This is a genomic window from Chitinophaga sp. 30R24, assembly GCF_049056765.1.
GTDB lineage: Bacteria > Bacteroidota > Bacteroidia > Chitinophagales > Chitinophagaceae > Chitinophaga.
This window is the reverse complement of record NZ_JBJGXX010000001.1, coordinates 353,622-379,828: the sequence shown is the minus strand read 5'-3', so window position 1 is coordinate 379,828 and position 26,207 is coordinate 353,622. Positions and strand designations below refer to the sequence as shown.

Genomic DNA, 26,207 nt, shown 5'->3' with positions numbered 1-26,207 from the left:
TTGCCAGTTAATAGCAGCTAGCCGCTAACGGCTGGCTGCTATTATTGACCTACCTGAGTAATAATTGCCCTGAAAGCTCCATCTTTTACAATTCTTGGTCCACCTATCCCTGTAAGATCATACAAAGGGCCAGAAAAAGTACCTTCTACGGCTATATTGTCGATGCGTGTAATAGTAATATAAAAATTGCCGTAACTATTGGAGCTGAGCGAAGTGGGCAGCATGCTGTTTAGTACCATTTGCATGCTATTACCCTTTTGGGTAGCTGCGTATACGCCGGGGGTAAACGGTAATGCCGGTGTTGCCAGTGTAAAAGTGATCACATCTCCGTTATAACTCTGGCCGGTTATTTCCATCCTGGGATAGTCGTTATCAGGATTTTCATCAGAAAAATTGGGTACATAAATGATGCCTTTAGGATTTTCTGAGAGATAGATATAGTTATCTAGCTTCATAGAGATGAATTTCCGTTGGCGGCTATCGTCTTTATCCTTTTCACAGGATATGCTCAATAGTACAATGGCACTGAGTAGTATGGGAACAAATATACGCATAGGTGATATTATAATCAGTTAATTATTGCGCAGCTAAATTAAACATTTAAAATATAAAAAAGGATGCCGGCAAGGGATAGTTACATCCTGTTGCCGGCATCACGGTATTTAAATATTTTGGTAATTATGCTTTGCGCGCTGTGCGGTACAGGTACCAGCCCATAAACGCAAAAAAGGCGCAGCCTATTATATAGTAGCCTCCTTGTCCGAGGATATTTGTTAATGCATCTTGATTATTTAGCCGGGCTAATATGGCTGCTGAGCCGTCGAATCCGGCCAGGATAGCAATAATCACGCCTGCCACTGCTCCGCCGGCTACTAAGCCGGTAGCAAAGAGATTGCCTTTGCCCAGTTCATCCTCTTCAGGAGAGGTATGCTTGTTATCTTTCTTCTGCTTATAATCTACAATGCCGCGGATAGCACCACCGGCAAAAATAGGTAAGGTGGTAGACAGTGGTAGGTAAGCGCCTACTGCAAAAGACAAGGAGTTTACCCCACAAAGTTCCATTGTGATAGACAGGAATACCCCCACCAGCACAAATTGCCAGTCGAGATTAAAAGAGAGGATGCCCTTAGCCAGTGTAGCCATTAGCGTGCCTTGTGGTGCAGGATAGTAAGCACTGCCGATTGCATGGTCTTTTACTCCGTGCAGCACCATGTCTGCTGTAGGTTTATCCAGGAACTTCACTGTTAAGCCAATTACTACAGAAGATACAATAGCGCCTATGAACAGTGCCAGCTGCTGGTACATGGGGGTAGCGCCTACAATGTAGCCAGACTTCAGGTCTTGGGAAGTGCCACCTGCATTGGCGGCAGCGATACAGATCATGCCGCCTACCACCAGCGCCATTGGTTCATACAGCTTGCCGGTCCAACCCACAGCAATAAATACCAGGCAGGTGCCCATCAGAGTGGCGATGGTCATCCCGGAAATAGGGTTGTTGGAAGAGCCTATCAGGCCCACGATACGGCTGGACACCGTTACGAAAAAGGCGCCAAATATTACTACGAGTAGCCCTACCAGTAATTTTTTGCCGATAGAATCGCCTGGTAATTGCGGCAGAAATGCCATTAGGAGAATCAGTGCCAGGCTACCAAATAATACTACTTTCAGGCTAAGATCTTTTTCCGTTCTGGGTATCTCTCTTTTGTTACCGGCATTATCGGCACCACCCTTAATGGCGCCAATGCTGCCTTTGAAAGAAGAGATGATGGTTGGAATGGTTTTCAGCAAGGTGATGAAACCGCCGGCAGCTACGGCGCCGGCGCCGATTTGTCTTACGTACGCATAATATACGGCGGAAGAATAGTCGGCGAAGGTATGTGTTACCGGGTTCCAGTCGCCTTGTCCGCCAGCTGTTTGCAGGTTGGCAAGGTAGCCGATCTTTACCAGTTGTGTGGCTATAGTATCGCCTGGCAGCAGGGAAGCCAGGAGGGGAATAAGGGCCAGCCAGGATAGTACGCCCCCGGCAACGAGTACGCCGGCAATGCGGGGACCAATAATGTATCCTACACCCAGGTATTCGGGGGTGATGTCTCCGCTGATTTTAGCGGATGGAAAAAACTTACTGGCCTGTTTGGTCATATATTCCGGCGTTTCTGCAATAACATGCAGAATTTTTTGCAGGATAGCATAGGCAAAGGCAAAGCCCAGTCCATAGAACGCTGTTTTGGCAAAGTCGCCCCCTTTCTCTCCGGCTATCAGCACATCTCCGCAGGCTGTGCCTTCGGGGTAAGGAAGGGTATCGTGTTCTTTTACGATCAGTGATTTTCTAAGTGGAATCATCATGAGCGTACCGAGTATACCGCCAAAGATGGCCAGTATCAGGATGGTGATATAATTAAAATATTTATCGCCTCCTCCATTGCTCAGGAACAGGAATCCGGGTAAGGTAAATACCACGCCGGCAGCAATAGATTCGCCTGCTGAGCCGGTAGTTTGTATAATATTGTTTTCCAGGATGGTAGTCCCAAAAAATTTCCTCCCTAAAGTAATCGCAATAACGGCGATAGGGATAGAAGCAGAAACTGTGAGGCCGGCTTTGAGGGCGAGATATACAGTAGCCGCGCCGAAAATGATACCGAAGATACAGCCCAATAAAATGGATTTGAGCGTAAATTCCTTCATCCGTACGCTAGCAGGTATAAAGGGTTTGAAGTGGTTGTCAGACATAAATTAGGATTACAGGTACTCAATATAAGGAAAAAGCCTAAAGCAATTGTAGCGAAGACATAAGCGAGGTGTATTCGCTTATGTCTTCGCTACAATTGATGTATGCTTTTAGTATGATTTTATCTTACGCCATGCATCCATTTTTTCAGGAAGCCGGAGGAGAGGAACAGCAGTACGGCTGCAGTACCTGGGAGGATCACAAACACCATGAAGAATTCATAGAGGTTGTGGATCGTAAATCCTGCGAAAGTAGGATAGTGTACAGGCAGTTTCAGTTCGTGCAGCTTATCTAGTTGCTGGGCGGTAGCGGTAATGGTGCCGTCGAGGATACCTTTCAGGTCGATACCATTGTCGGTAGCGATCTTATATTTATCGAGGGTTGGCGGCAACAGGGCGCCGAGGGTGCCTGCGAGGGCATAACCAGCGGCATTAGCCAGGAACCATACTCCCATCAGCAGGGAAGAGAAGCGGTGAGGTGCCAGTTTTGCCACAAGGGAAAGGCCTATCGGAGATAAGCACAGTTCTCCCAGGGTATGGAACAGGTACATTAGGATCAACCAGCTTACACCCAGCTTTTCGTTAGGGCCGAGTGCTTTCATTTGTATGGCGATAATGAAAAAGCCTAATGCCAGTAAAGCCAGGCCAATAGATTGTTTTACAGGTGATATAGGTTCCAGTTTGCGTTGGCTTAATTTCAGCCATAAGAAGCTGAAAGGCAGTGCAAAAATGATAATGAAAATAGAATTGGCATTCTGTACAAAACTAGGTGGCATATCCCAGCCCAGGAGGCGACGGTCTGTCTGATAATCAGCTATGAAGGTAAGGGAGGAACCGGCTTGCTCAAAGCATGCCCAGAAGAAGATCACAAAGAAGGCCACAAAATAGATCACAATGATCCTTTGTCTTTCTACACGGGTAATAGATTTATCAGTGAGGATCAATACCGCGAGACTGATACCTGCTGCATATATAAAGGGATACAACCAGGATTTGATCGGATTGGGATCGAGGGAGAGGAAATGGATACCGAAGAACAGTACCACCATCAGTACCAGTACACCTAAAATAGAGCCAGTGGTGAATTTAGCTTTCTCAGCTTCGCCGCTTGCGCTGGCAGCTGAAGGCTTGCTAAAATCAGGCTTAGCGCCGATAGCTTTACCTTCGGGAGTTACCACGTACTTATCTTTCAGGAAGAAAAACAATACTGTACCCAGGAACATAGCCAGGCTGGCAGCCAGGAAGCCCCATTTGAAGGCGCTTACCATTCTTACACCATTAAAATCTACTTTATCACCCAGGATAGGACAGATGAGCATACCCAGGAAGGCGCCCATGTTGATGCCCATGTAGAAGATAGTGAAGGCAGAATCCAGGCGGCTGTCGTTTTTTGGATAGAGCTGGCCCACCATGGAGGAGATATTAGGCTTGAAAAAGCCGTTGCCCAGTATGATCACAAACAGGGCTGACCATACCATGAGTTTGGCAGTTTCCACATTGTTAGCATACATTGTGGCGCTGATCACCATGAGAAGCTGTCCTATTCCCATCACAAAGCCCCCTAGTAAAATACAGTTTCTGTTACCGAGGTAACGGTCGGAAATATATCCGCCCAGCATAGGTGTAAGGTAGCAAAGGCCTAAAAAGCCGCCATAGATATAGGAAGCATCTGCTTCGGAGAAAGCTAATGCATTTACCAGGAAGAGCGTTAACAACGCCCGCATACCATAAAAATTGAACCGTTCCCACATTTCCGTGGCAAATAATACTGAGAGTCCCTTAGGGTGACCTTTTTGCGAGGCAACAGGCAACTCTTGTGCAACAGCGGTTTGCATCATAAATTGGTTAGTTTTAGCAATAGTTGTTTCAGATTTCGAGAACCTCTAAATGCGGCAAGATAAATAAAATCGGTTATCTCTGTAAAAAAATGCGTTAAATGCTCATTTTTTGCGCTTTTTTAAACTTTCTTTGCACTTTCTTTCGCATTCTGCATTTTATTAGGCAATTCATATGAACATATTATTACTTGGAAGTGGTGGTCGGGAACACGCACTGGCCCTGAAAATGTCTCAAAGTACCCTCTGTGGGCAATTATTTATAGCGCCGGGCAATGCCGGTACTGCCCAATGCGGCCAGAATGTCAACATGGGAGTCAGTGATTTTGATAAGATTAAAGCTTTTTGCCTCGATAATGCCATAGATCTTGTAGTACCTGGTTCTGAAGAGGCCCTGGTGAACGGGATTTATGATTTTTTTAAGAAAGACGCCGCCCTGCAGCATATCCCGGTGATGGGACCTTCCCAGGAAGGGGCGCAGCTGGAAGGTAGTAAGGCATACGCCAAGCTTTTCATGGAGCGGCATGGGATTCCTACGGCTGCCTACCGGGAATTTAATGTACATAGTTATGATGAAGGAGTGGCTTATCTTCAGCAGCACTCCTTACCAATTGTATTAAAAGCCGATGGATTAGCGGCTGGCAAGGGAGTGGTAATAGCTACCACTTATGAAGAGGCGGTAGAAGAATTTGAACAGATGATTAAATCCGCTAAATTCGGGGACGCTAGTAAAGTGGTAGTGATAGAAGAATTCCTGGCTGGAATAGAGCTGTCTGTATTTGCCATCACTGATGGGCATACTTACCAGATCTTGCCCGAAGCGAAAGACTATAAGCGCATCGGAGAGGGCGATCAGGGGTTGAATACCGGCGGTATGGGCGCCGTATCTCCCGTTCCGTTTGCAGACCAGGCTTTTATGGAAAAGGTGGAAGAGCAGATCATCCGCCCTACCATAGCAGGATTGTCGGCAGAAGGGATTATTTATAACGGATTTGTCTTTTTTGGCTTGATTAATGTTGGAGGAGAACCTTTTGTGATCGAATATAACTGTCGTATGGGAGATCCGGAAACAGAAGTGGTGATGCCTCGTTTAAAGAACGACCTGTTGGAGCTGTTCAATGCTGTTATTGCAGGTCAACTGGCAGAACAAACGATTTACGCCGATGAGCGTGCAGCAGCTACGGTAATGCTGGTATCCAAAGGATACCCCGAAGCATATAACAAGAATAAGGTAATCACCGGTATTCCGGCGCCTACGCGCGATCAGATGGTATTTCACGCTGGCACCCGCCAGGAAGGAAATGAAGTGCTCACCAATGGTGGCCGTGTATTGGCTGTTACTTCGCTGGCAGCCAACCTCTCTATGGCACTGGCTCATTCTGTACAAACAGCAGAGCAGGTTAATTTTGAGGGCAAGGTATACCGTCGTGATATCGGGTACGAATTTGTGTAGTGGTTATCCATTAGCTGCCGGCAGCTAATGGATAAAGTTAATAGCCAGTAGGAGGTCTGGGTAAAGAACAATTGAAAAGCGAGACTGTAAGCGCATAATTTAGGCACGGGAACACTAAAAAAACGGAGCATTTCCGTTTGTATGGTCAGCGCATAAAGAGAGCAGTTACGCTGTCGTTTGCACAACAAATAAGTTTTTTTAATAATTAGGAGTATTATTGCAAGAATATCCATTTTTTGCATCGTATATTCGTTGGAATTATTCATTTTTGCATTCTAATTTTTGACCGTATCAACAATGGGATTTTTTAATTTATTAACGCAGGAAATCGCGATTGATCTTGGTACAGCGAACACGCTGATAATTCATAATGACCAGGTGGTAGTGGACGAGCCTTCCATTGTAGCGATCGAACGGGCTAGTGGCAAAATTGTGGCCGTGGGAAAGAAGGCCATGATGATGCACGAAAAAACACACGAATATCTTCGTACCATACGTCCCCTGAAAGATGGCGTGATAGCGGATTTTAATGCCGCTGAGGGCATGATCAGGGAACTCATAAAAATGATTTACCCAAAGAAACCGTTGTTTGCTCCTAGCTGGCGCATGGTGATTTGCATTCCTTCCAGTATTACGGAAGTGGAAAAAAGAGCTGTACGTGACTCCGCTGAGCAGGCCGGTGCCAAAGAGGTATATCTGATCCATGAGCCTATGGCTGCTGCCTTAGGTATTGGTATCGATGTAGAGGAACCAGTAGGTAACATGATCATCGATATTGGGGGTGGTACCACCGGTATTTCGGTGATCGCTCTGGCTGGTATTGTGTGCGACCAGAGTATCCGTATCGCTGGTGACGAGTTTACCGCCGATATCATGGAAGCATTACGCCGGTACCATAGCCTGCTGATCGGTGAAAGGACCGCAGAACAGATCAAGATACATATCGGATCTGCCCTGAAAGAACTAGACAACCCACCAGACGATATTCCTGTAAACGGACGAGATCTGGTTACTGGTATCCCCAAACAGATCATGGTATCTTACCAGGAAATCGCGGAAGCCCTCGATAAGTCTATCTTTAAGATCGAAGAAGCTATTCTGAAAGCCTTGGAAACCACACCTCCGGAACTGGCTTCAGATATTTACCGGAGAGGATTGTATTTGACCGGCGGTGGCGCTCTGCTGCGTGGTCTGGACAAACGCCTTACTCAAAAAATCAAGCTGCCGGTGCATGTAGCGGACGATCCGTTACGTGCGGTAGTTAGAGGAACCGGTATTGCCCTCAAGCATGTAGGTAAATACCCCTTCCTGATGCAATAAATTCATTTTGGCCTTACGGACCTTTAGCTCTACGGAACTAAAGGTCCGTAAATGCCTGAATCTCAAAATCACTGCGCGCTTGTGCGAAATCTAATCATTTTCTTAAGGCGATATTTTAACTTCTTCTTATTTCTGCTGTTGGAAGTGATTTGTTTGGTGTTCGTGTTCCAGCACAACAACTTTCAGCGGGCAGCCTACTTGAGCTCTGCCAACGATATCAGCGGTAAGTTATACGACAAGTATAGTAATGTACAGTATTACTTTCACCTCAAATCTACTAATGATAGCCTGGTGAATGAGAATATGCGCTTGCACAATGCCTTACGCAGCAGCTACGACAGCATGATCACCTCTAATGGTATCAAAACGGATACACTCCGCCAATATAGCGATGATACCATGCACCGCGTGATCAGTACCCAGATCCGCCGCTATGAGTATTTCGCCGCCAAAGTGATCAACAATTCTATTAATAAGCCTATCAACTATATTACTATTCACCGTGGCAGCCTGCAGGGCATCCGTCCAAATATGGGCGTTATCAGCAGTAGCGGCGTGGTGGGCGTGGTGAGAAGCGTAAGCGACAACTACGCTGTGGTGCTTTCTATGCTTTCTAAGTCGAACTCCGTATCCATCAGCGCCCGTCTCGGACAGAGCAAGGAAATGGGGTCGGTACACTGGGATGGCGAAGACGCAGGCTACGCGCTCATGAAAGACGTGCCTAAAAGCGCCAAAGTACATAAAGGTGATACCATAGTCACCAGCGGTTTCTCTGCGCTGTTCCCTGAAAATATTCCGATCGGCTATGTAGAAAACATTGCCGTGGGCGATAAAGCGAGCACTGCATACACGATCCGGTTGAAATTGGCCACCAATTTCTTTAACCTCCAATACGTATATGTGATAGAAAACCTGTTGAAAGACGAACAACAACGATTGGAAGATTCAACGTATAAGTTGATTAAATGAGTATACTGTTAAGAAATATCATCCGCTTTGTACTCCTGTTGCTGATACAGGTGTTTGTGCTCAATGAAATATTGCTGCACCAGTTGGTCAGCCCCTATTTGTACATGCTTTTTATTCTGGCGCTGCCCTTTAATCTGCCTCGCCCTGCACTGATGTTGCTGGGGCTGCTGATGGGGCTTTCCCTGGATATGTTTATGAATACCCCCGGCATGCATGCCGCTGCCTGCGTATTTATTGCTTATCTGCGTCCGTTTGTCATCAACGTCCTATCGCCACAGGGAGGTTTTGAAACAACCCAGAAAACACCTTCCATGACCAGTATGGGGGTGTCTCAATTCCTTATCTATGCCGCTATCCTGGTGTTCCTGCACCATGCTGTATTTTTTACATTGGAAGTATTTGGAACGGGTAATCCATTGTATCTCATCATGAAGATTGTATTTTCTACACTGGCCAGCTTATTCCTGATTGTACTGTATGAATTGTTGTTCTTCTCGAAGAAATAATTTATGCTTTTTAACGTAGGTTTGTAAAATAAAATAGTCCGTCCTTAATAGCATGTCAGTATTTAATCAGCCCAGGAAGAGAGTTATACAGATGATTATACTTGGGATGGTTTTACTGATCATCACCAGGTTATTCTTTCTGCAGATAGTGGAAAAGAAATATGCCAAGCTAGCGGATGCCAACGCTGTGCTACGCAAGGTAATATATCCCAGCCGGGGCATTATCTACGACCGGCAAAACCGGAGTATTCTCGGTAACGATGTATTATATGACCTCGTAGTAACGCCCGCCAGCGCAAAGAATATTGATACTGCCTATCTCTGTAAGATCTTACAAATAGATAAGGAAGAATTCAAGAAACGTATTTTAAACGCTATCGTAAAAAATGGCCGCGTAAGGCAATCTGTTTTTGCTCCCCTGCTGGCACCGGAAGTTTTCGGGCAGCTGCAGGAGAGTATGTACCTTTTCCAGCCCGGTTTTGAATTGGTACCCCGGCAGATCAGGTCTTATCCTTATGCTGCCGCTTCTAATATACTTGGGTATATTGCGGAAATATCCCCGGCGATGTTGAAAGATACGGCCAACTACGGCGCTTACAGCTCAGGGGACTATATCGGGTTTACCGGCCTGGAGAAAACATATGAACCGGTGCTGATGGGGCAGCGGGGCATACAATACCTCATCAAGGATAACCTTAACAGGCCACAGGGCTCATACGAAAACGGGGAATTCGACAGTGCGGCGGTAGCAGGTAAAAACCTGCGGCTTTACCTTGACGTTGAATTACAAATCCTGGGAGAGCAGCTCATGAAGGGCAAAATGGGTAGTATTGTAGCCATAGACCCGCAAACCGGTGGTATCCTGGCTATGGTGAGCAGCCCAAGCTTTGACCCTAACTTACTAACAGGCCCTTACCGTAGCGCTAACTTCAACAAGCTGTATACCGATACCACTAAGCCACTTTTTAACCGCGCCATCCAGGCAACTTATCCGCCTGGCTCTACTTTTAAGCCGATGATTGCATTAGTGGGACTGGATGAGGGCGTTATTACTCCGAGCTTTGGTTATCCTTGTGGCGGCGCCTATTATGGTTGCTCCAGACCTATTAAGTGTGAGCACCATGATCCGGGGCATGCGGCTAACCTGCGGCTGGCCTTATCGCACTCCTGTAACTCGTATTTTTCGCATGTATACCGGCTGAGCGTGGATGCTGCGAAATTTGGGGGTATCCGGGTAGGAGGTATGCAGAAGTGGGCCGACTACATGAATAATTTTGGCTTCGGCCATAAAATCGGGATCGATATCCCCAGCGAAGGCCGGGGGCTGGTGCCGGATAAAAAATATTATGATGCTAGATACAAGGGGAGCTGGAATTCCTGTACTTCTGTATTTCTGGGTATCGGACAGGGTGAGCTGTTGCTAACTCCACTACAGATGGCCAATGCTATGTGTATTGTGGCTAACCGTGGCTCCTATTATATCCCGCATTTTGTGGCCAGTATCGATAACGATAATACCCACATGCTGGATAAATACAAAGTAAGACACGACGTAGCGCATATCTCCGATTCTGCCTACAGCGCCGTAATCCATGGTATGACCGATGTGGTGGAAAATGGTACCGGCCGGGTGGCTCAGATAGACGGTATTACCATTGGAGGTAAAACCGGTACTGCGGAAAACTACGGTATTATCAACGGCGTAAGGACCAAACTAAAAAACCATGCCTTGTTTGTGGCCTTTGCCCCTGCCGAAAAACCGCGTATTGCTATTGCTGTTATCGTAGAAAATTCGGGTTTTGGAGCTAAATACGCCGCCCCTATTGCCAGTCTGATGATGGAGAAATATTTAAGAGACAGTATCTCTACCCAACGTCAGCCGCTGTTGAAATCAGTAATGGAAACAGTAACGATAGAGCCAGCTATGTTGGCGAAATCTCACCTGGATTCATTGAACAGTAATGCTATAGTAAAAAAGAAAAAGCCTTAACCAATCATCGAATAAACCGATTTAATACCAATGAACCGCTCGCAAGCCAAACTAACACAAGGTATCGACTGGCCAATAGTAGGCCTGTACCTCGCATTGGTGATTATAGGCATTATGTCCATATTTGCTGCGGAATACAGGGGAGATGACAATATTTGGCAAGATATCCTCCATCCAAGTAAGAACTATACCCGCCAGTTGATCTGGTTTGGAATATCGTTGGTGCTGGCAGCTATCATTTGGCTTACAGACAGTAAATTCTTTACGGCTACTGCCAACTTGATGTACCTGGGTGGATTATTGTTATTATTGCTGGTATTGGGGATAGGAAAAGATGTAAAAGGGTCGCACTCGTGGCTGGTAGTGGGAGGATTTCAGTTTCAACCGGCCGAACTCACGAAGTTATGTACCAATCTGGCCCTGGCCAAGTACTTGTCGTCGCAGGAAACCGATTTTACGAAATTACGATCGCGGCTTATCGCGGCATCCCTTGCCCTGATACCTGCGGGTATTATCATATTACAGGACGAAACGGGGTTAGCGCTGGTATATTTTTCCTTTTTCCTGGTGATGTACCGGGAAGGTTTGCCAGGTGTATTACTGGTCATTGCCTTTTCAGGAATTGTGTTGGTGCTCTCTGCCCTTTTAGTAGATAAAACAGTACTGTTTATCATATTTACGGTGGTCACCGCATTGGTCATCTATTTCAGCCGGCGGGAAATCAAGCGAAAGCGATCCAGGCTTGCCATTATCTTGGGGGTGTATGCTTTTTGTGCCTTGTTTGTGATGTTTATTGTGCCTTTTGCCTTTACTAAAGTATTAAAGGATTACCAGGTACGCCGTATTGAAGTAATGCTGGGCAAGGAAAATGATCCCAAAGCCACTTACAATACCCGTCAAAGTATGATTGCCATTGGTTCCGGTGGTTTTTGGGGCAAAGGTTATCTGAAAGGTACCCAAACCCGTTACGATTTTGTGCCTGAACAAAGTACTGATTTTATATTCTGTACTGTAGGAGAAGATTTTGGCTTCTTCGGCAGTGTCTTGTTTTTAGCCATCTATGTGGCCTTGCTCTTCCGGATCATTTTTGTGGCAGAGCGACAGCGATCGACCTTTACCCGGGTATATGCTTATGGGGTGGCCAGTATTATCTTCTTCCACCTGGCCATCAATATTTCTATGACAATCGGTCTTGCTCCTGTGATCGGTATTCCTCTTCCATTGGTGAGTTACGGTGGTTCCTCCCTAATGACCTTTACCATGTTGGTATTTATCCTGCTTAGGCTGGATGCCGACCGGCAGATGGTGCTGAGGTAATAGGGTAGGGGTGCTGCAAGAATTTCGCTGTTATAGGCTAACTTTGCGGCATGGCACGTATCATTCCATTATCAGAAGGGTCATTCACCGTAGACGGGACCAAGAAATTCCTTCCTTTTAAACAGGGAACAGACAGCATGCAGGATCGTTCGCATGGCTCATTGCTTGTAGAAATACAGCCGTTCCTGGTCATTACAGACCGGGATTATATCTTATTTGATACCGGTTTGGGGTTTCGTAACCAGGATGGGGTATTACAGATCCATCAACACCTTATAGACCATGGCATTAACCCAATGGAGATCACTAAGGTGATGATGAGTCATTTGCATAAAGACCACTCCGGTGGGGTTTCCGCTGCAGATATGGTAACAGGGGAGCGTACCCTTACTTTTCCGGGGGCTACTTACTATGTGAATAATGAAGAAATGGAGTATGCCCTGGAACATTCCGGCAAATCTTACTTGGCAGAAGATATTATTTTACTGCAACAGCGCGATAATGTAGTGTTTACCTCTGGTAATGGCACTATAGATGGGTATATCCAATACGAATTAACCGGTGGCCATTGTCCTTATCATCAGGTGTTTTTAGTAGACGATGGAGAAGATAAGGTGTTTTTTGGGGGGGATGTAGCGCCGCAGCTTTCCCAAATGAAAAACCGGTTTATTGCCAAATACGACTATGATGGTAAGCGTAGTATGGAACTACGGCAAGCATTCCTGGAGCGCGGTAAAAAGGAAGACTGGACTTTCCTTTTCTATCATGATACCAAAGATCCTTTTATCCGGTTTTAAATAGCCACGCATGGAGTATGGATAACATTACAGTGGGTGCATTATAAATTAGTGAGTGCCTATTAGCCTGTAGCTGTTAGTTATAGGCTAATAGTTTTATGGTCTTCTTCTTGGGCCACCACCTTGTCCCATTTTACTCATCCGTTGGCTATTGAGGTGGTTGATCATGATATTCCGGAATTCTCTTTCACTTTTAAATACCATGCCTGCTTTTCTGGCGGGTAGTACTTTTTGGAATTCGATACTATAGCGGGATTTTATGTCCAGCATTTGTTTTTCGTACTTCAATTCCTTGTCCATATTTTTCCGGGCAGCGTCGTCGTCATCTTCATTGGATATTTTATCCAGGTCTTTTTTGTCGTGGCGTTCTGCAATCAGTTGTTCTACTTCATGTGTGTAGTTGTTGTATACTGGCCAGAATTTCTGGGCTTCATCAGGAGTAAGTTCCAGTTTTTTAGCGAGGTATTGTATCTTGATGGCCTTTATCTTTTCTGCTGCGTCATTGGACAGGGGCTGTTGAGCGCTGCTTGTACCGGAGGTAGCAAGCAGTACAAACATCGCAATCCATATAAAGCTAAAACGTTTCATCATTTCTTTTCAGGTAACACTTCCTTCGATAAATCGGTTTGTTGCAGGTATTTTTCTATAGCTTCCAGCGGCACAGCTTCGTTAAGCTGGCTTTGTACTGGCGCTGCATCTATCGTGTAAGATGCGGTCAGGAAAGCATCATTATCGAAAGGGTCAGTGTGGGTTTGCAGGTAATCAACTATATCTTGTTCTTCCAGGCCTTCCAGTTGCCGTTCTATATTGTTACGATGGTTGTTTTTATCATTAACAATAAACAACAATGCGCTGCCGCCAATGAAGGTAATAAGGCAGGCTGCCACGGACCATTTTATCCAGGCAGTTATCTTATTATTCCGGTATGCCACCCGCAATGGTATGGCTTGGGTAGGTGATGCTATGGGTAAGGACTCAAAATAACCATCGGGTACTGTAAAAGGCGTCTGTCTGGGCATGTTAGCCAGAAAGGGAGACAGGGATGCCAGTTCTGCGGCAACAGGATTGGTGATGATATTGTTGGTAGCTTCAGCTGTTTCATTTTTGATCCGTTGCATAATGGTTGCAGGGAGTTCATCGAAATAGCCGGAAGGAATGCTATGGGCAACGCGAGCAGGCAGAGAGGAACGGAGTTCCTGCAATTGAATTTGCAACAGAATAGCAGCCGGAAGTTGGTCGAAGTAGCCTACGGGTACCGTAAACGGTACACTTGCAGGCCAGTTAACATCTGGCGCTATTTGTTTTAATTCATTTGCTATGTTGGTCTGCTTGTTCATAACTGTTTTTTAGACAGTGCCAGCATGTAATAGTTTAATGTGATTTTAATGTTTCAAGAAATTTCTTTAAAAATTACTTAAAATAAATATTTGTAAAATCTGGCACTAACCTTTTCTGATGAATTCCTCTATTTTCTTCACTGCATGATGGTAAGACGCTTTCAAGGCTCCTTCAGACGTATCCAATACTTTGCTCATTTCTTCGTACGGCATTTCATCATAATAACGCAGGTTAAACACGAGCCGCTGTTTGTCTGGTAAACTTAGAATGGCGTTTTGTAGTTTCCATTCCAGTTTATTAGGATCGAATTGTGGGTCTGCCCTGAGCTTATTGCTTAGGCCGCTTTCAACTTCAGAGAGGGAAACCGCTGTTTTACGTTTTTGCTGTTCCAGGAAGGTCAGGCTTTCGTTGGTAGCGATTTTATACATCCAGGTATACAATTGTGCATCTTCCCGGAAGTTCTCCAGGTTTTTCCAGACTTTTATAAATACATTTTGTAATACATCATTAGCATCGTCATGATCCACTACCATTCTGCGAATGTGCCAGTAGAGCCTTTCCTGGTACTTTCGGATAATAAGGGTAAACCCTTTTTCCTTTGTATCAGGCGCGCGGTATAATGCCATTAATGTTTTATCGTCCTGTGAAACGGCCATAGGTTAAATGGTTCTAAACAGGTTTTAATTAGATGAATATAAATAAAAACCCGTTCATGAGACGATCTTATTCTTCCAAAGTTTAAATATGGTTAATATGATTCTGGTGATGGGGCAAATATCAATGGCGATATCGCTATTGATACCGCCATTTTATATTTTACAGAAGATGATTAGCTGCGCTATTCACCGGTCCGTCAAAAAGCATATTTATCCTTTCTTGCGTTGCAGGGCTTTTTCTGCAGCGGTTACAATGTGTGCAGCATCCAGGCCGTATTTGGTCAGCAGTTCTACTGGTTTGCCGCTTTCGCCGAAGGTATCGTTGGTGCCTACGTATTCGATAGGCACGGGAATGTGGCGTGCAGCAACCTGTGCAACGCTGTCGCCCAGGCCACCGAGTACGTTATGTTCTTCGGCAGTAACTGCGCAACCCGTTTTCTTCAGGGAGGCGATAATGGCAGCTTCATCAAGCGGTTTAATAGTGTGGATGTTGATGATTTCTACACTATAGCCTTTTTCTTCCAAGATTTTACCTGCTTCGATAGCGATCCATACCATATGACCGCAAGCGAATAAGGTAATATCGGTTCCTTCGTGCAGGATTTGGGCCTTACCTACTTCAAATTTTTGGTCTTCTGCTGTGAAATTAGGCCATTTCGGACGGCCGAAACGGAGATATACCGGGCCCTCGTAATCTGCTATAGCGATGGTAGCCGCTTTGGTTTGGTTAAAATCGCAAGGCACAATTACCGTCATGCCTGGCAGCATTTTCATCATACCAATATCTTCCAGGATCTGGTGGGTGGCGCCATCTTCACCTAGGGTAAGACCTGCGTGGGAAGCGCATATTTTTACGTTTTTATTAGAGTAAACGATCGATTGACGGATCTGGTCGTATACCCTGCCGGTAGAGAAGTTGGCGAAAGTGGTGGTATATGGGATTTTTCCGCCTATGGTGAGGCCTGCAGCAATGCCCATCATGTTGGCTTCTGCAATACCTACTTGTACAAAACGGTCAGGAAATTCTTTAATAAAGGCATTCAGTTTCATGGAACCGAGTAAGTCGGCAGTAAGTGCTACTACGTTAGGATTTCTGCGGCCTGCTTCCAGGATACCTTCTCCAAACCCGCCACGGGTTTCTTTTTCATTCAGTGGCTGAATATCTTTTACCATTGTGGTTGTTTTAAAATTGAAGCGTAAATGTAAATATTAAAAGGCGACGATCCTAGTTGCTCAACACTTTATTACGAAGACCCACTTCCCACTGCCAGGCGGTGCGCATGCTATCTTCTATACTGATTTTAGGTTCCCAGTTGAGCTTGGTTTTGGCCTTGCTGTTGTTGGCATAAATAGCGATCACGTCGCCTTCGCGGCGGGGGCCGGTAGTATAGTTCAGTTTAATGCCCGAGATCTTTTCGAATGCTTTAATGGCTTCCAGTACAGTAACCCCATTCCCCGTACCCAGGTTAAATACTTCGCAATTGCTTTCATTGCGTTGTTCTATCAGGTATTGAAGCGCTTTCGTATGCGCGTTGGCGATATCCATTACGTGGATATAATCCCTTACACAGGAGCCATCGCGGGTATCATAGTCGGTACCAAAAACGGTCATTTTAGGAATTTTCCCTATAGCCGTTTGTGTGATAACGGGTACCAGGTTATCTGGTTTGCCCAGTGGCAGTTCGCCAATGAGGGCGGAAGGATGCGCGCCTACCGGGTTGAAATAACGCAGCAGAATAGATTGGGTATCGTTTACCCGGCTATAATCTTCAATAATTTGTTCGCCCATCTGTTTAGTGCGGGCATATGGCGATTGCGCTTCACCAAGTGGTGTTTCTTCCACTACCGGCAGTGCTTTGGTATTACCGTATACAGAGCAGGAAGAAGAGAAAACCAGGTTAGGCACATTATATTCCTTTACGCATTTTAGCACATTAACGAGGGAAGTCAGGTTATTCTGAAAATACATCAACGGTTCGTTTACGGATTCGCCTACTGCTTTCAGGGCAGCAAAGTGAATCACCCCAACGATATCCCTGTTTTCATGAAATACCGCATTGGTATCTTCGAGGTTACAGAGGTCCACTTTGTAATTGCGCACCCTTTTCCCGGTAATTTTTTCTATACCATCTAATAATTGCGTGCTGCTTCTGATGTTGCTGTCAACAGACACTACATCAAATCCATTATTGATCAGATCTACAATAGTATGTGCGCCGATGTAGCCACAACCACCCGTAACAAGAACCTTCATGATATTCAGATTTACGTTTATTTGTTATGTCAGAGCATTTTTTGTTTGAGTATTGTTTCGAGATAGGCCCCGTAGCCGCTTTTCAATAGAGGTTTGGCCAACTCTTTCAGTTGATCGGCATTGATAAAGCCTTTGCGGTAGGCAATTTCTTCGATACAGGCAATTTTTATCCCCTGCCTTTCTTCAATAACCTGTACAAACTGGGAGGCTTGCATCAGAGAATCGAAGGTGCCGGTATCCAGCCAGGCAGTTCCGCGTGGTAAGATAGAAACTTTTAGCTTGCCGCGCTTCAAATATTCCTTATTTACATCTGTAATTTCATATTCACCGCGTGCACTAGGCGCCAGGTTTTTCGCAATTTCCACTACGGAGTTGTCGTAGAAATAGAGGCCTGGCACAGCGAAGTTTGATTTAGGCTGGGCTGGTTTTTCTTCTATAGACAGTACTGTCATATCGTCGCCGAATTCCACTACGCCATATCTTTCGGGGTCGGATACCTGGTAAGCATATACGATACCGCCATCAGGAGAAGCGTTGTTAGAGAGTTGGGTGCCCAACCCGGCGCCATAAAAGATGTTATCTCCCAGTACCAGCGCCACGCTATCCTGGCCAATAAATGTTTCACCGATTACAAAAGCCTGTGCGAGGCCATTGGGATTAGGTTGTTCGGCATAGCTTAGGTTCAACCCTAATTGTTCACCGTTCCCAAATAAACGTTGGAAGGCAGGAAGGTCATGAGGTGTAGAAATGATCAGGATATCCTTAATTCCTGCCAGCATCAGGGTAGACAGTGGGTAATAGATCATTGGTTTATCATACACCGGCATTATTTGTTTGCTGATGGCATAAGTAATGGGGTGTAAGCGGGTGCCGGAGCCGCCGGCCAGGATAATTCCTTTCATTACAAGATCAATTTTTTTTGATGGTCACTAACTTATCTTTTCTTATTCAGTAAAAGAAAACCGCACAAAAATAGCGGCTCTCTTTTAAATGGCATCTTTTTTTTATAAAAAAAGCTCTCCGTTACGCGCGGAGAGCTTTTGGATATCGGAATGTGCTTGTAGTTAGATGAACATATTTACCAGGAAATAGGTGCAGGCAGCCAGAATACCACTGATAGGGATGGTTAGCAGCCAGGCCCACAGGAGGGAAACGGTAACGCCCCAACGTACAGCGGATAATCTTTTAGTAGCGCCTACTCCCATAATTGCACCGGTAATAACGTGAGTAGTACTGGCGGGAATACCCAGGCGTTCAGTAAGGAAGAGGGTAATGGCGCCGGCAGTTTCTGCAGCTACGCCTTCCAGGGGAGTTACCTTGGTAATACGGGTTCCCATGGTTTTAACGATTTTCCAACCTCCGCTCATTGTACCGAGCGCGATACAGGTAAAGCAGGCCAGTGGTACCCAATCTGGCATTGCCTTCAGATTTTTGATATAACCGGCAGATACCATGGCGGCGGCAATGATTCCCATTACTTTCTGGGCATCGTTGCTACCATGTCCGAGGCTCAATGCAGCGGAAGAAACCAACTGGAGGCGTTTGAACCAACTTTCCGCCCGGTACGGGTTAGCCCTGCGGCATATATTTACGATGATCAGGGTGATCACGAAAGCGACCAGCATACCGATCAGTGGAGCCAATACAATGAAGTATACAGTTGGCAATACTTTAGTAAAGTTGATCACTGCCAGGTTGCCATTAGCAGCAGTAACCGCTGCTCCGATAAACCCTCCTATAAGGGTATGGGAGGAGCTGGACGGGATGCCGAGCCACCAGGTAAACAAGTTCCAGGAAATGGCTGCAACAAGACCGCAGAAAATTACTTTCAGTGTAATAAACTGTTCAAATACAGAGTTGGCAATAGAGTTAGCTACTTTAAACTCTCCGATGAGGTATTTGGCAATAAAAAAGGCCACAAAGTTGAATACTGCGGCCCAGAGCACAGCCTGGAAAGGCGTCAGTACCTTGGTAGATACAATGGTAGCGATAGAGTTGGCAGCATCGTGAAAACCATTGATATAATCAAAGATAAAGGCCAGTATGATAATAATTATTAATAATAAAGTCATGACTTAGGGAGAATTATATACGTTCAGTACTTGTATTCCCCTTATCAGGAGTACTTGATAATAATGGTTTCTATTACGTTGGCGCAGTCTTCGCATTTATCGGTAGCAATTTCCAGCGCCTGATAGATCTCACGCATTTTAATCAGTTCTGCTGCATTTTGCTCTGTATCGAACAGGTCAGCGATAGCCATATCGTAGATATCATCTGCATGGTTTTCCAGGCTGTTGATTTTTACGCAGGCGTCGGTAATAACACGCATGTTCTGCATATTGCGCAGCTCCGGAATTGCTTTAGCAAGTTCTAATACGCCGAGGTGTATTAATTCTGCCAGTTTACGGATGCTATCGTTGATATAATGGACTTTGTAGAGGTCCATTCTTTTAGCGGAACCGTGGATGTAATCTGCTACATCATCCAATGTAGCGGCCAGGTAGTGAATGTCTTCCCGGTCAAATGGCGTGATAAAATTCTGTCCGAGTTCTACGAATATGCGGTGAGTATAATCGTCATTTTTGTGTTCCAGGCGTTCTATAAGATGCACTTTGTCTTTTCTTACAGACAGATCAGTAGTTGCCACCAGTTCATTCAGCACAGTCGCCATCTCTACTAGATTGGAAGCAACATCCTCAAATAAAGAGTAAAATACCCGGTCTTTCGGCATGAATAGTTTAACAAAAGAATTGAAGCCTCCCATACGTTTGAGTTTAAAAATTTGCCGCAAAAATAGCTTTCAGAAAGCTATCCAGCCAGCTCATTACTCGAATTAATAATTCCTTAACACTGTATTAATATAAAAGTAATATAGCGATTTTTCCTTTGCATAAGAAATTACACTCATTAACAGGCTGCCTACAACCTGTACATACACAAATTGGTGATGTCAGATAAACGATCATTAGATATAGCCGTTATCTCAGATGTACATCTGGGTATTTACGGTTGCCATGCCAAAGAGCTGATTCAGTACCTGGATAGCATCGATCCGCGCATCCTGATACTGAATGGGGATATTATCGATATCTGGCAATTCAGCAAGCGCTACTTTCCGAAGGCGCATACCAAAGTAATCCGTAAAATACTGAAGATGATTGGTAAGGGTACCGAAGTGTATTACCTAACCGGTAACCACGACGAGGCTCTCCGTAAATACGCCGGCTTCGAGCTGAGCAACTTCAGGATTGATAACAAGCTGGTGCTGGAAGTAGATGGTAAAAGACATTGGTTTTTCCATGGCGACGTGTACGACGTAACCATGAAAAACTCTAAATGGCTCGCCAAACTGGGCGGTAAAGGCTACGATCTGCTGATTATCATCAATCGCCTGGTAAACCATATCCTGGAAAGATTTGGCAGGGAAAAGATGTCTTTTTCCAAAAAAGTGAAACAAGGGGTTAAGCAGGCGGTAAAATTTATTTCTGATTTTGAACAAACTGTAGCGGAAATTGCTATAGATAAGGGCTTTGATATTGTTTGCTGTGGACATATTCATCAACCGCTGATCAAGGAAATAGGAGTAGGGGATAAAACCGTTACTTACCTTAACTCCGGCGATTGGGTAGAAAGCCTTACTGCGCTGGAGTATACAAATCAGCAATGGGCGCTGTACCAACATCCGCTCACCAAAACTAAAGTTGTATTGGCGGAAGATGATGAAGACCCGGCTGGCGATCTGGATATTACCCGGATTATTACTTTTCCTGGTACCTGAGTGCTAAGTCATCTAGCTGTAATTGCATGTAATTATATTTAAATATAATTTTCACAAAACCATAACAAGTGCTTAATATTAAATTAAAGGTAGACTTCTAAGTTTGCTACATTAATAATCAACTGTGTCGATTTTGGCGCATGTGTAAAAGTAGAAAAACAGCTAGATGAAAGTTTTGAAGTTGCATCCTTTAATGACTATCTCCCTATTGCAAATGCAAATACAGCGTTTGCTCTTTTGTAATGTGGCAGTATATGTTCGCAATTCGCTGGCAAATACGTTTGATACATTAAAAGAAGCCGGTTTTGAGGAAGATATGCTGGTGGAGTTTCCAATCGATGAAACATTGAGCCTGCGCGAATTTGAAGAAGAGGTGGAAGAGCGGTTTAATTTTTCGCTGGAGCTTTGTAATAAAGATAACAAGCCTTTTATGAACAAAAGTCAGCATTTATTCCAGTTGTCCAGAACTGTAGCGCCCGACAGGAGAGAAGAGCGTAATTACCAGTTGGACATCTCACTGGATATGCTGATGAACAATAACCGGCAGTCGCCACACCAAAACCTGTGGTAAGTTCATTTATTCCTTTACTTTTTGTGTGTTACTGTACCTATTCCATCCTTAACGTGCTGGTAGTATTAGCTTAATGTGATATTAACATCTTGCCAGTATATTTACTTTGTTAGCATTTACCCATCCTTCTTTTTTACGTTTTAACTTCTGCCATTAGATTATTTTGGAGTAGGACTATTTGAGCCTGCATCCAGAAAAGGGCTTTTTAAAACTGTATTTTACAATCTAGATATCATAAACTATTTACAGCAACGCCCAGGTTTTCACCCGGGCGTTTACTTATGGTAGGATGCGTTTATAACTTATTTATTTTTATTCAGCTTAGCCATATATTTCTCTGGTGCTTTTTCGAATACCGATTTACAGGTAGGTGAACAGAAATGCAAGGTATCCCCTTTGTATACAGTCCACTCGTTGTAGCTGGTATCGTAAGGCATTTCGCATACCGGATCAGGCAGCATACCATTTACTACAGTGGTTGCTGCTGTGGCAGCCTTTTCCGCTGATGTATCAGCAGGTTTTGGCTGTTGGGCACAGGCGAAAAGAAATATAGCGTTACAGGTGATGAATAAATATCTCATTGCAAATTTTTTGCGAAGGTAGTTATAAAAGCTTTTTACCAGATCACTACTCTTTCCGACTCAGGTAACACCATTTTGCTACCAGGTGCGCAGCCCCATGCAGCTTGGAACTCGGCTAAATGCGGCAGTGGGCCGTTAATACGGAATCTTGCCGGAGAGTGTGGATCGGTTTGGATCTGGTTGCGGAGGGCGGCGTCGGTGATATTGCCGTGCCATACCTGCGCCCAGCCAAGGAAGAAACGTTGCTGCCAGGTGAAACCATCGATAGGTTGGGGTTCGCTTTTTCCTTGAAGCGATTTCTCCAGCGCATGGTAAGCCAGCGTTAAACCACCCAGGTCGGCTACATTTTCGCCAATGGTTAAAGCGCCATTTACCTTAAAGCCAGGTAATGCTTCCAGGCTACTGAAATAATTGATGTAACGTTTGGTTAGTTTATCGAAGTTTTCACGGTCGGATTTGGTCCACCAGTTTTTCAGGTTGCCTTCTGCATCAAATTGGGATCCCTCGTCATCGAAACCATGGGTAAATTCGTGGCCTATCACGGCAATGATGCCTCCATAGTTGATGGCATCATCTGCATAAGGGTTGTAGAAAGGAGGCTGTAAGATGCCGGCAGGGAATACTACTTCATTATTTAATGGATTGTAATAAGCATTCACAGTTTGAGGTGTCATGCCCCATTCGGTTTTATCTACAGGTTTACCGATCTTATCCACATTTTCTTTGTGTTCATACAAGCTGGCTGCGATAACGTTTTCCAGCAGTTTGTCTTTTTCAATGTTGATGGAAGAATAATCTTTCCATTTGTCAGGATAACCGATCTTATAAGTAAAAGAAGCCAGCTTTTTATGTGCCATGGCTTTGGTAGAATCGCCCATCCAAGTGAGCTTATCGATTCTTTCTCCGTATACCTTGCGCACGTTTTCGATCATTTCTGATACCTTTTGTTTGCTGCTTTCCGGGAAGTATTTTTTAGCAAACAGCTTGCCCAGCGGCATTCCCAGTTTATTGTCTGTAGAGCGGATAGCGCGCTCGGTACGTGTTTTCTGGGCTTTTTTACCGGTCATAACGGTGCCATAGAAATGGAAGTTTTCTGTATCTATAGCCTCTGGCAGGTAACCGGCAAATTGTGTGAGGAGTTGCCACTTGGTATATGTTTTCAGCGTTTCCAGCGGAGTTGCTTTCAGGAGAGCGTTTGCTTTGGTCAGGTACTCTTTGTTCTGGAGTACAATGGTATCTGTTTTAATATCCTGTTTGGCGGCGAAGTTATCCCAATCGAAATCCGGCGCCAGTTTTTTCAGATCACTAAAGGCGGATCTGTTATAAGTTTTAACCGGATCGCGTAACTCAACATTGCTTAATTGGATGTTGGCGAGTTTAGTTTCGAAGTCCAGAATGGTTTTACCTGCATTGGCTTCAGGGAATTTAGCCAGTGCAAACATTTTATCTACATGGCTTACAAATTCGTTGCGTACGTTTTTGGTAGCGGAATCCTGTCTTTCATAATAGCTTTTTTCACCCAGGCTCAGTCCACCCTGACCTTGGTACAGCACATTCATCTTGCTGTTTTTGGCATCTGCTTCGGCGCCAAAGCCGGTAAAAGTAGATACTCCTATTTTTTGCAGTTCTCCGTTTACGCTGGCCCAATCGGCGAGGGTTTTAATACCGTTAATTTTATCCAGATAGGGTTGAAGTGGGGAGATGCCGCGTTGTTCGATGGTAGCGGTATCCAGGTAGGAGGTGTAGTAATCTGCGATCTGTTGTGCTTCCGTTCCTTTTTTGAGGTCTTTTTCGCTGGTAATGTCTGCAATGATTCCTTTGAGGCGAACTTCCTTATTCTCCTTATCCAGAATATTGAAAGCGCCCCAGCGGCTTTCTGTAGATGGTATAGGATTATTCTTTTTCCAATTACCATTGACGTAATTGTCGAAATCGTCACAAGCTTTGTAAGAGGAGTCAATGTCGGCGAGATTAAAAGCCGGTACTTTGGTGGTGTCTGTTTCCACTGCCTGTCGCGAGGAACTGTTGGAGTTACAGGCTGCAAAAGTTACCATGGCAGCCAGTAACGGAAGTTTTACCGCATTGGTTTTATTCATATATAAAACAGGTTTAGTCTTTAAAGTTATGGAAAAGGACTCATCCGGCGTAAAAGGATTTTAACGTTTTTATAAGCGGTAATGGCTGTTAATCCCACCGCAGGCAAAATCACTGAATCTCTAAATAATTAGGTAGGTTTGTGTTACGAAAATATGTTGTTGATGAATTTCAGGTTTATAGTGTACAGAATAACCACCGGTTTGGCCCTATTTGTTTCAGGGCTGTTCTCTTTTACATTGTTCTCTAGTGTATTAGTATTAGGCGTGAACATAGGAGTAATTATTTTCCTGCTGTTACAAGTCGCCTGTTTCATTCACAGTGTTTATTCATTATATCTTCAGCGTAGCTTGCAAGCGCCTGAAATTCCTCTTAAAGAAGGCACTCCCGGCGCTATACGTGTATTTGGCGGACTTGGGCTTGTGTTTGGCCTGCTCCTGATCTTTTGCGGGCTTACAGCCTTGATGGCCACGCCGCAGCAATTACAGGAGGCATTGCAACAGTACCCTGAGGAAAACCGGAACACTATCCAGCTGTCGTTGTTGAAACCGATAGGTATCTTGTGCTTAGCAATGGGAGGATTATTTGCGGCCAACATCACGATGTCTTTCCGTTTTCTGCGTGAGTGGCAGCAACGGGACAACCAATCAAAAGAAGAATAAGGAAATTGCCGGCAGGGCAAGTGCCCTTTGGGTACAGGGTACCCAGCTCATTAACCCGGGCAATAAACCATAAACAAGTGTAGTATGCAACCATTAGCAGAGCGGTTAAGGCCGGTAACGTTAGATGAACTTGTGGGGCAAGAGCATCTTACCGGTAAAGACAGTATTTTAAGAAAAGCCATAGAAAAGGGCATGATCCCTTCCATGATTTTGTGGGGACCGCCGGGAGTAGGTAAAACTACGATCGCCAACATCATTGCCCATACCTTGCAAGTGCCTTTTTATACCTTGAGTGCCATTTCTGCCGGCGTAAAAGAAGTCAGGGAAGTGATAGAGATGGCCAGGCGCCAGCAACATGCTGTACTGTTCATCGATGAAATTCACCGTTTTAATAAATCCCAACAGGATGCCTTGTTAGGAGCGGTAGAAAAAGGGATTATCACACTTATAGGCGCCACTACGGAGAATCCTTCTTTTGAGGTAAATGCAGCGGTATTGTCACGTAGCCAGGTATACGTATTAAAGCCACTTGGCAATGAGGAACTGATGCAACTCCTGCAACAGGCCATGGAGCGCGATGAATGGCTGCTTAGCAAAAATATTACCCTGCAGGAAACCACTGCCCTGTTCAATATTTCCGGTGGAGATGCCCGTAAATTGCTTAACCTGTTTGAGCTGGTAGTAACTACCTTGCAGGAAGACCCGATAGTGATTACGGATCAAAAAGTAATGGATATTGCCCAGCAACGGGTAGCGATTTACGATAAAAGTGGAGAGCAGCACTATGATATTATTTCGGCATTTATTAAATCTATACGGGGCAGCGATCCTAATGCTGCCGTGTATTGGCTGGCTAGGATGATAGAAGGTGGTGAAGATGTAAAATTTATTGCCCGCAGGTTGGTGATACTTGCTTCGGAAGATATTGGCAATGCCAATCCTAACGCCCTGCTACTGGCTACCAACTGTTTCCAGGCGGTAAACCTTATTGGTTATCCGGAATCCAGGATTATCCTGTCGCAATGCGTTACGTACCTGGCTTCTTCTGCTAAGAGCAATGCCGCTTATATGGCTATTAATAACGCTCAGTCGGTGGTCGCTAAAACCGGCGATCTGCCTGTGCCTATGCATATCAGAAACGCCCCTACGAAAATGATGAAAGAAATGGGTTATCATAAAGGTTATGCTTATGCACACGACTATGAAAATAACTTTGTGTTGCAGGAGTTTTTACCAGATGCTATCAAAGGAACAACGTTTTATGACCCAGGAAAAAATCCGAGGGAAGAGGAACTGAGAAAGTACCTGAAAAATTTATGGCGCGACAAATATGGATACTGATCCAGCTGATGAGCGGGA

General features: G+C 44.8%; 24 protein-coding genes. 11 read left to right on the top strand and 13 right to left on the bottom strand.

Features of this window, described 5'->3' with window-relative positions; genetic code table 11:
- Nucleotides 1–41: 41 nt before the first annotated feature.
- The 3 genes from ACDQ55_RS01550 to ACDQ55_RS01540 form a co-directional block, all read right to left on the bottom strand.
- Nucleotides 42–554, bottom strand: a complete 513-nt coding sequence (locus tag ACDQ55_RS01550; protein WP_420979267.1) for a hypothetical protein — start codon at nt 552–554, stop codon at nt 42–44.
- Nucleotides 555–678: 124 nt separating this feature from the next.
- The gene (locus ACDQ55_RS01545) at nt 679–2,727 is read right to left on the bottom strand and encodes an OPT family oligopeptide transporter (RefSeq protein ID WP_420979266.1); all 2,049 of its coding nucleotides are present in this window, start codon (nt 2,725–2,727) and stop codon (nt 679–681) included.
- A gap of 119 nt (nt 2,728–2,846) precedes the next feature.
- Nucleotides 2,847–4,562: a peptide MFS transporter gene (locus ACDQ55_RS01540; protein WP_420979265.1), complete on the bottom strand. Its 1,716-nt coding sequence runs from the start codon at nt 4,560–4,562 to the stop codon at nt 2,847–2,849.
- Nucleotides 4,563–4,734: 172 nt separating this feature from the next.
- Here ACDQ55_RS01540 and purD point away from each other — a divergent pair, with 172 nt between their 5' ends.
- The 7 genes from purD (at nt 4,735) to ACDQ55_RS01505 (ending at nt 12,911) form a co-directional block, all read left to right on the top strand.
- Complete coding sequence (gene purD / locus ACDQ55_RS01535; protein WP_420979264.1) at nt 4,735–6,012, top strand: phosphoribosylamine--glycine ligase; 1,278 nt, start codon at nt 4,735–4,737, stop codon at nt 6,010–6,012.
- A gap of 297 nt (nt 6,013–6,309) precedes the next feature.
- Nucleotides 6,310–7,332 carry a rod shape-determining protein gene (locus ACDQ55_RS01530; protein ID WP_420979262.1) on the top strand — a complete coding sequence of 341 codons (1,023 nt, stop codon included), beginning with the start codon at nt 6,310–6,312 and terminating at the stop codon, nt 7,330–7,332.
- An 81-nt stretch (nt 7,333–7,413) separates the two neighbouring features.
- Nucleotides 7,414–8,301, top strand: coding sequence for a rod shape-determining protein MreC (gene mreC, locus ACDQ55_RS01525; RefSeq protein WP_420979261.1), 888 nt, complete (start codon nt 7,414–7,416; stop codon nt 8,299–8,301).
- The gene (locus tag ACDQ55_RS01520) at nt 8,298–8,807 is read left to right on the top strand and encodes a rod shape-determining protein MreD (protein WP_420979260.1); all 510 of its coding nucleotides are present in this window, start codon (nt 8,298–8,300) and stop codon (nt 8,805–8,807) included. The genes mreC and ACDQ55_RS01520 overlap by 4 nt, the downstream gene beginning before the upstream one ends.
- 52 nt (nt 8,808–8,859) lie before the next feature.
- Nucleotides 8,860–10,797 (top strand): penicillin-binding protein 2, encoded by a 1,938-nt coding sequence (gene mrdA / locus ACDQ55_RS01515; protein ID WP_420979259.1) that lies wholly within the window; start codon nt 8,860–8,862, stop codon nt 10,795–10,797.
- Between the two features lie 30 nt (nt 10,798–10,827).
- Nucleotides 10,828–12,114, top strand: a complete 1,287-nt coding sequence (gene rodA, locus ACDQ55_RS01510; protein WP_420979258.1) for a rod shape-determining protein RodA — start codon at nt 10,828–10,830, stop codon at nt 12,112–12,114.
- Nucleotides 12,115–12,164: 50 nt separating this feature from the next.
- Nucleotides 12,165–12,911 carry an MBL fold metallo-hydrolase gene (locus tag ACDQ55_RS01505; RefSeq protein WP_420979257.1) on the top strand — a complete coding sequence of 249 codons (747 nt, stop codon included), beginning with the start codon at nt 12,165–12,167 and terminating at the stop codon, nt 12,909–12,911.
- Between the two features lie 96 nt (nt 12,912–13,007).
- Here ACDQ55_RS01505 and ACDQ55_RS01500 read toward each other — a convergent pair whose 3' ends face one another.
- From ACDQ55_RS01500 to ACDQ55_RS01465, 8 genes are all read right to left on the bottom strand, one after another.
- Nucleotides 13,008–13,502 carry a hypothetical protein gene (locus ACDQ55_RS01500; protein WP_420979256.1) on the bottom strand — a complete coding sequence of 165 codons (495 nt, stop codon included), beginning with the start codon at nt 13,500–13,502 and terminating at the stop codon, nt 13,008–13,010.
- Nucleotides 13,499–14,248, bottom strand: a complete 750-nt coding sequence (locus ACDQ55_RS01495; protein ID WP_420979255.1) for a hypothetical protein — start codon at nt 14,246–14,248, stop codon at nt 13,499–13,501. The genes ACDQ55_RS01500 and ACDQ55_RS01495 overlap by 4 nt, the downstream gene beginning before the upstream one ends.
- 105 nt (nt 14,249–14,353) lie before the next feature.
- Nucleotides 14,354–14,905, bottom strand: coding sequence for an RNA polymerase sigma factor (locus tag ACDQ55_RS01490; protein WP_420979254.1), 552 nt, complete (start codon nt 14,903–14,905; stop codon nt 14,354–14,356).
- A gap of 210 nt (nt 14,906–15,115) precedes the next feature.
- Entirely contained in the window at nt 15,116–16,078 is a 963-nt protein-coding gene (locus ACDQ55_RS01485; RefSeq protein WP_420979253.1) for a transketolase family protein, read from the bottom strand.
- A gap of 52 nt (nt 16,079–16,130) precedes the next feature.
- On the bottom strand, nt 16,131–17,159 hold the full coding sequence (galE, locus tag ACDQ55_RS01480; protein WP_420979252.1) for a UDP-glucose 4-epimerase GalE: 1,029 nt from the start codon (nt 17,157–17,159) through the stop codon (nt 16,131–16,133).
- Nucleotides 17,160–17,188: 29 nt separating this feature from the next.
- Nucleotides 17,189–18,061 carry a glucose-1-phosphate thymidylyltransferase RfbA gene (gene rfbA, locus ACDQ55_RS01475; RefSeq protein WP_420979251.1) on the bottom strand — a complete coding sequence of 291 codons (873 nt, stop codon included), beginning with the start codon at nt 18,059–18,061 and terminating at the stop codon, nt 17,189–17,191.
- A 162-nt stretch (nt 18,062–18,223) separates the two neighbouring features.
- Nucleotides 18,224–19,231 (bottom strand): inorganic phosphate transporter, encoded by a 1,008-nt coding sequence (locus ACDQ55_RS01470; RefSeq protein WP_420979250.1) that lies wholly within the window; start codon nt 19,229–19,231, stop codon nt 18,224–18,226.
- Between the two features lie 44 nt (nt 19,232–19,275).
- Nucleotides 19,276–19,926, bottom strand: a complete 651-nt coding sequence (locus ACDQ55_RS01465; RefSeq protein WP_420979249.1) for a DUF47 domain-containing protein — start codon at nt 19,924–19,926, stop codon at nt 19,276–19,278.
- A gap of 183 nt (nt 19,927–20,109) precedes the next feature.
- Here ACDQ55_RS01465 and ACDQ55_RS01460 point away from each other — a divergent pair, with 183 nt between their 5' ends.
- The gene (locus ACDQ55_RS01460) at nt 20,110–20,940 is read left to right on the top strand and encodes a UDP-2,3-diacylglucosamine diphosphatase (RefSeq protein ID WP_420979248.1); all 831 of its coding nucleotides are present in this window, start codon (nt 20,110–20,112) and stop codon (nt 20,938–20,940) included.
- Nucleotides 20,941–21,106: 166 nt separating this feature from the next.
- Nucleotides 21,107–21,511 (top strand): hypothetical protein, encoded by a 405-nt coding sequence (locus ACDQ55_RS01455; RefSeq protein WP_420979246.1) that lies wholly within the window; start codon nt 21,107–21,109, stop codon nt 21,509–21,511.
- Nucleotides 21,512–21,813: 302 nt separating this feature from the next.
- On the opposite strand, the gene ACDQ55_RS01450 is transcribed toward ACDQ55_RS01455, so the two are convergent.
- Together ACDQ55_RS01450 and ACDQ55_RS01445 are read right to left on the bottom strand one after the other, a co-directional pair.
- Nucleotides 21,814–22,092, bottom strand: a complete 279-nt coding sequence (locus ACDQ55_RS01450; RefSeq protein WP_420979245.1) for a YHS domain-containing protein — start codon at nt 22,090–22,092, stop codon at nt 21,814–21,816.
- A gap of 35 nt (nt 22,093–22,127) precedes the next feature.
- Nucleotides 22,128–24,188, bottom strand: coding sequence for a M13 family metallopeptidase (locus ACDQ55_RS01445; RefSeq protein ID WP_420979244.1), 2,061 nt, complete (start codon nt 24,186–24,188; stop codon nt 22,128–22,130).
- Nucleotides 24,189–24,350: 162 nt separating this feature from the next.
- Here ACDQ55_RS01445 and ACDQ55_RS01440 point away from each other — a divergent pair, with 162 nt between their 5' ends.
- Both ACDQ55_RS01440 and ACDQ55_RS01435 read left to right on the top strand, forming a co-directional pair.
- Nucleotides 24,351–24,848, top strand: coding sequence for a hypothetical protein (locus tag ACDQ55_RS01440; RefSeq protein ID WP_420979243.1), 498 nt, complete (start codon nt 24,351–24,353; stop codon nt 24,846–24,848).
- A gap of 84 nt (nt 24,849–24,932) precedes the next feature.
- Nucleotides 24,933–26,189, top strand: coding sequence for a replication-associated recombination protein A (locus ACDQ55_RS01435; protein WP_420979241.1), 1,257 nt, complete (start codon nt 24,933–24,935; stop codon nt 26,187–26,189).
- Nucleotides 26,190–26,207: the final 18 nt, after the last annotated feature.

Coding starts and splice junctions, on each gene's coding strand:
- rfbA (WP_420979251.1), bottom strand. CDS start 18,061: ATGAAAGGAATTATCCTGGCCGGCGGCTCCGGCACCCGCTTACACCCC.
- rodA (WP_420979258.1), top strand. CDS start 10,828: ATGAACCGCTCGCAAGCCAAACTAACACAAGGTATCGACTGGCCAATA.
- ACDQ55_RS01520 (WP_420979260.1), top strand. CDS start 8,298: ATGAGTATACTGTTAAGAAATATCATCCGCTTTGTACTCCTGTTGCTG.
- ACDQ55_RS01490 (WP_420979254.1), bottom strand. CDS start 14,905: ATGGCCGTTTCACAGGACGATAAAACATTAATGGCATTATACCGCGCG.
- ACDQ55_RS01455 (WP_420979246.1), top strand. CDS start 21,107: ATGAAAGTTTTGAAGTTGCATCCTTTAATGACTATCTCCCTATTGCAA.
- ACDQ55_RS01485 (WP_420979253.1), bottom strand. CDS start 16,078: ATGGTAAAAGATATTCAGCCACTGAATGAAAAAGAAACCCGTGGCGGG.
- ACDQ55_RS01530 (WP_420979262.1), top strand. CDS start 6,310: ATGGGATTTTTTAATTTATTAACGCAGGAAATCGCGATTGATCTTGGT.
- ACDQ55_RS01495 (WP_420979255.1), bottom strand. CDS start 14,248: ATGAACAAGCAGACCAACATAGCAAATGAATTAAAACAAATAGCGCCA.
- ACDQ55_RS01505 (WP_420979257.1), top strand. CDS start 12,165: ATGGCACGTATCATTCCATTATCAGAAGGGTCATTCACCGTAGACGGG.
- ACDQ55_RS01540 (WP_420979265.1), bottom strand. CDS start 4,562: ATGATGCAAACCGCTGTTGCACAAGAGTTGCCTGTTGCCTCGCAAAAA.
- ACDQ55_RS01550 (WP_420979267.1), bottom strand. CDS start 554: ATGCGTATATTTGTTCCCATACTACTCAGTGCCATTGTACTATTGAGC.
- ACDQ55_RS01440 (WP_420979243.1), top strand. CDS start 24,351: ATGAATTTCAGGTTTATAGTGTACAGAATAACCACCGGTTTGGCCCTA.
- ACDQ55_RS01500 (WP_420979256.1), bottom strand. CDS start 13,502: ATGATGAAACGTTTTAGCTTTATATGGATTGCGATGTTTGTACTGCTT.
- ACDQ55_RS01465 (WP_420979249.1), bottom strand. CDS start 19,926: ATGGGAGGCTTCAATTCTTTTGTTAAACTATTCATGCCGAAAGACCGG.
- galE (WP_420979252.1), bottom strand. CDS start 17,159: ATGAAGGTTCTTGTTACGGGTGGTTGTGGCTACATCGGCGCACATACT.
- ACDQ55_RS01545 (WP_420979266.1), bottom strand. CDS start 2,727: ATGTCTGACAACCACTTCAAACCCTTTATACCTGCTAGCGTACGGATG.
- ACDQ55_RS01445 (WP_420979244.1), bottom strand. CDS start 24,188: ATGAATAAAACCAATGCGGTAAAACTTCCGTTACTGGCTGCCATGGTA.
- ACDQ55_RS01460 (WP_420979248.1), top strand. CDS start 20,110: ATGTCAGATAAACGATCATTAGATATAGCCGTTATCTCAGATGTACAT.
- ACDQ55_RS01470 (WP_420979250.1), bottom strand. CDS start 19,231: ATGACTTTATTATTAATAATTATTATCATACTGGCCTTTATCTTTGAT.
- ACDQ55_RS01450 (WP_420979245.1), bottom strand. CDS start 22,092: ATGAGATATTTATTCATCACCTGTAACGCTATATTTCTTTTCGCCTGT.
- ACDQ55_RS01435 (WP_420979241.1), top strand. CDS start 24,933: ATGCAACCATTAGCAGAGCGGTTAAGGCCGGTAACGTTAGATGAACTT.
- mrdA (WP_420979259.1), top strand. CDS start 8,860: ATGTCAGTATTTAATCAGCCCAGGAAGAGAGTTATACAGATGATTATA.
- purD (WP_420979264.1), top strand. CDS start 4,735: ATGAACATATTATTACTTGGAAGTGGTGGTCGGGAACACGCACTGGCC.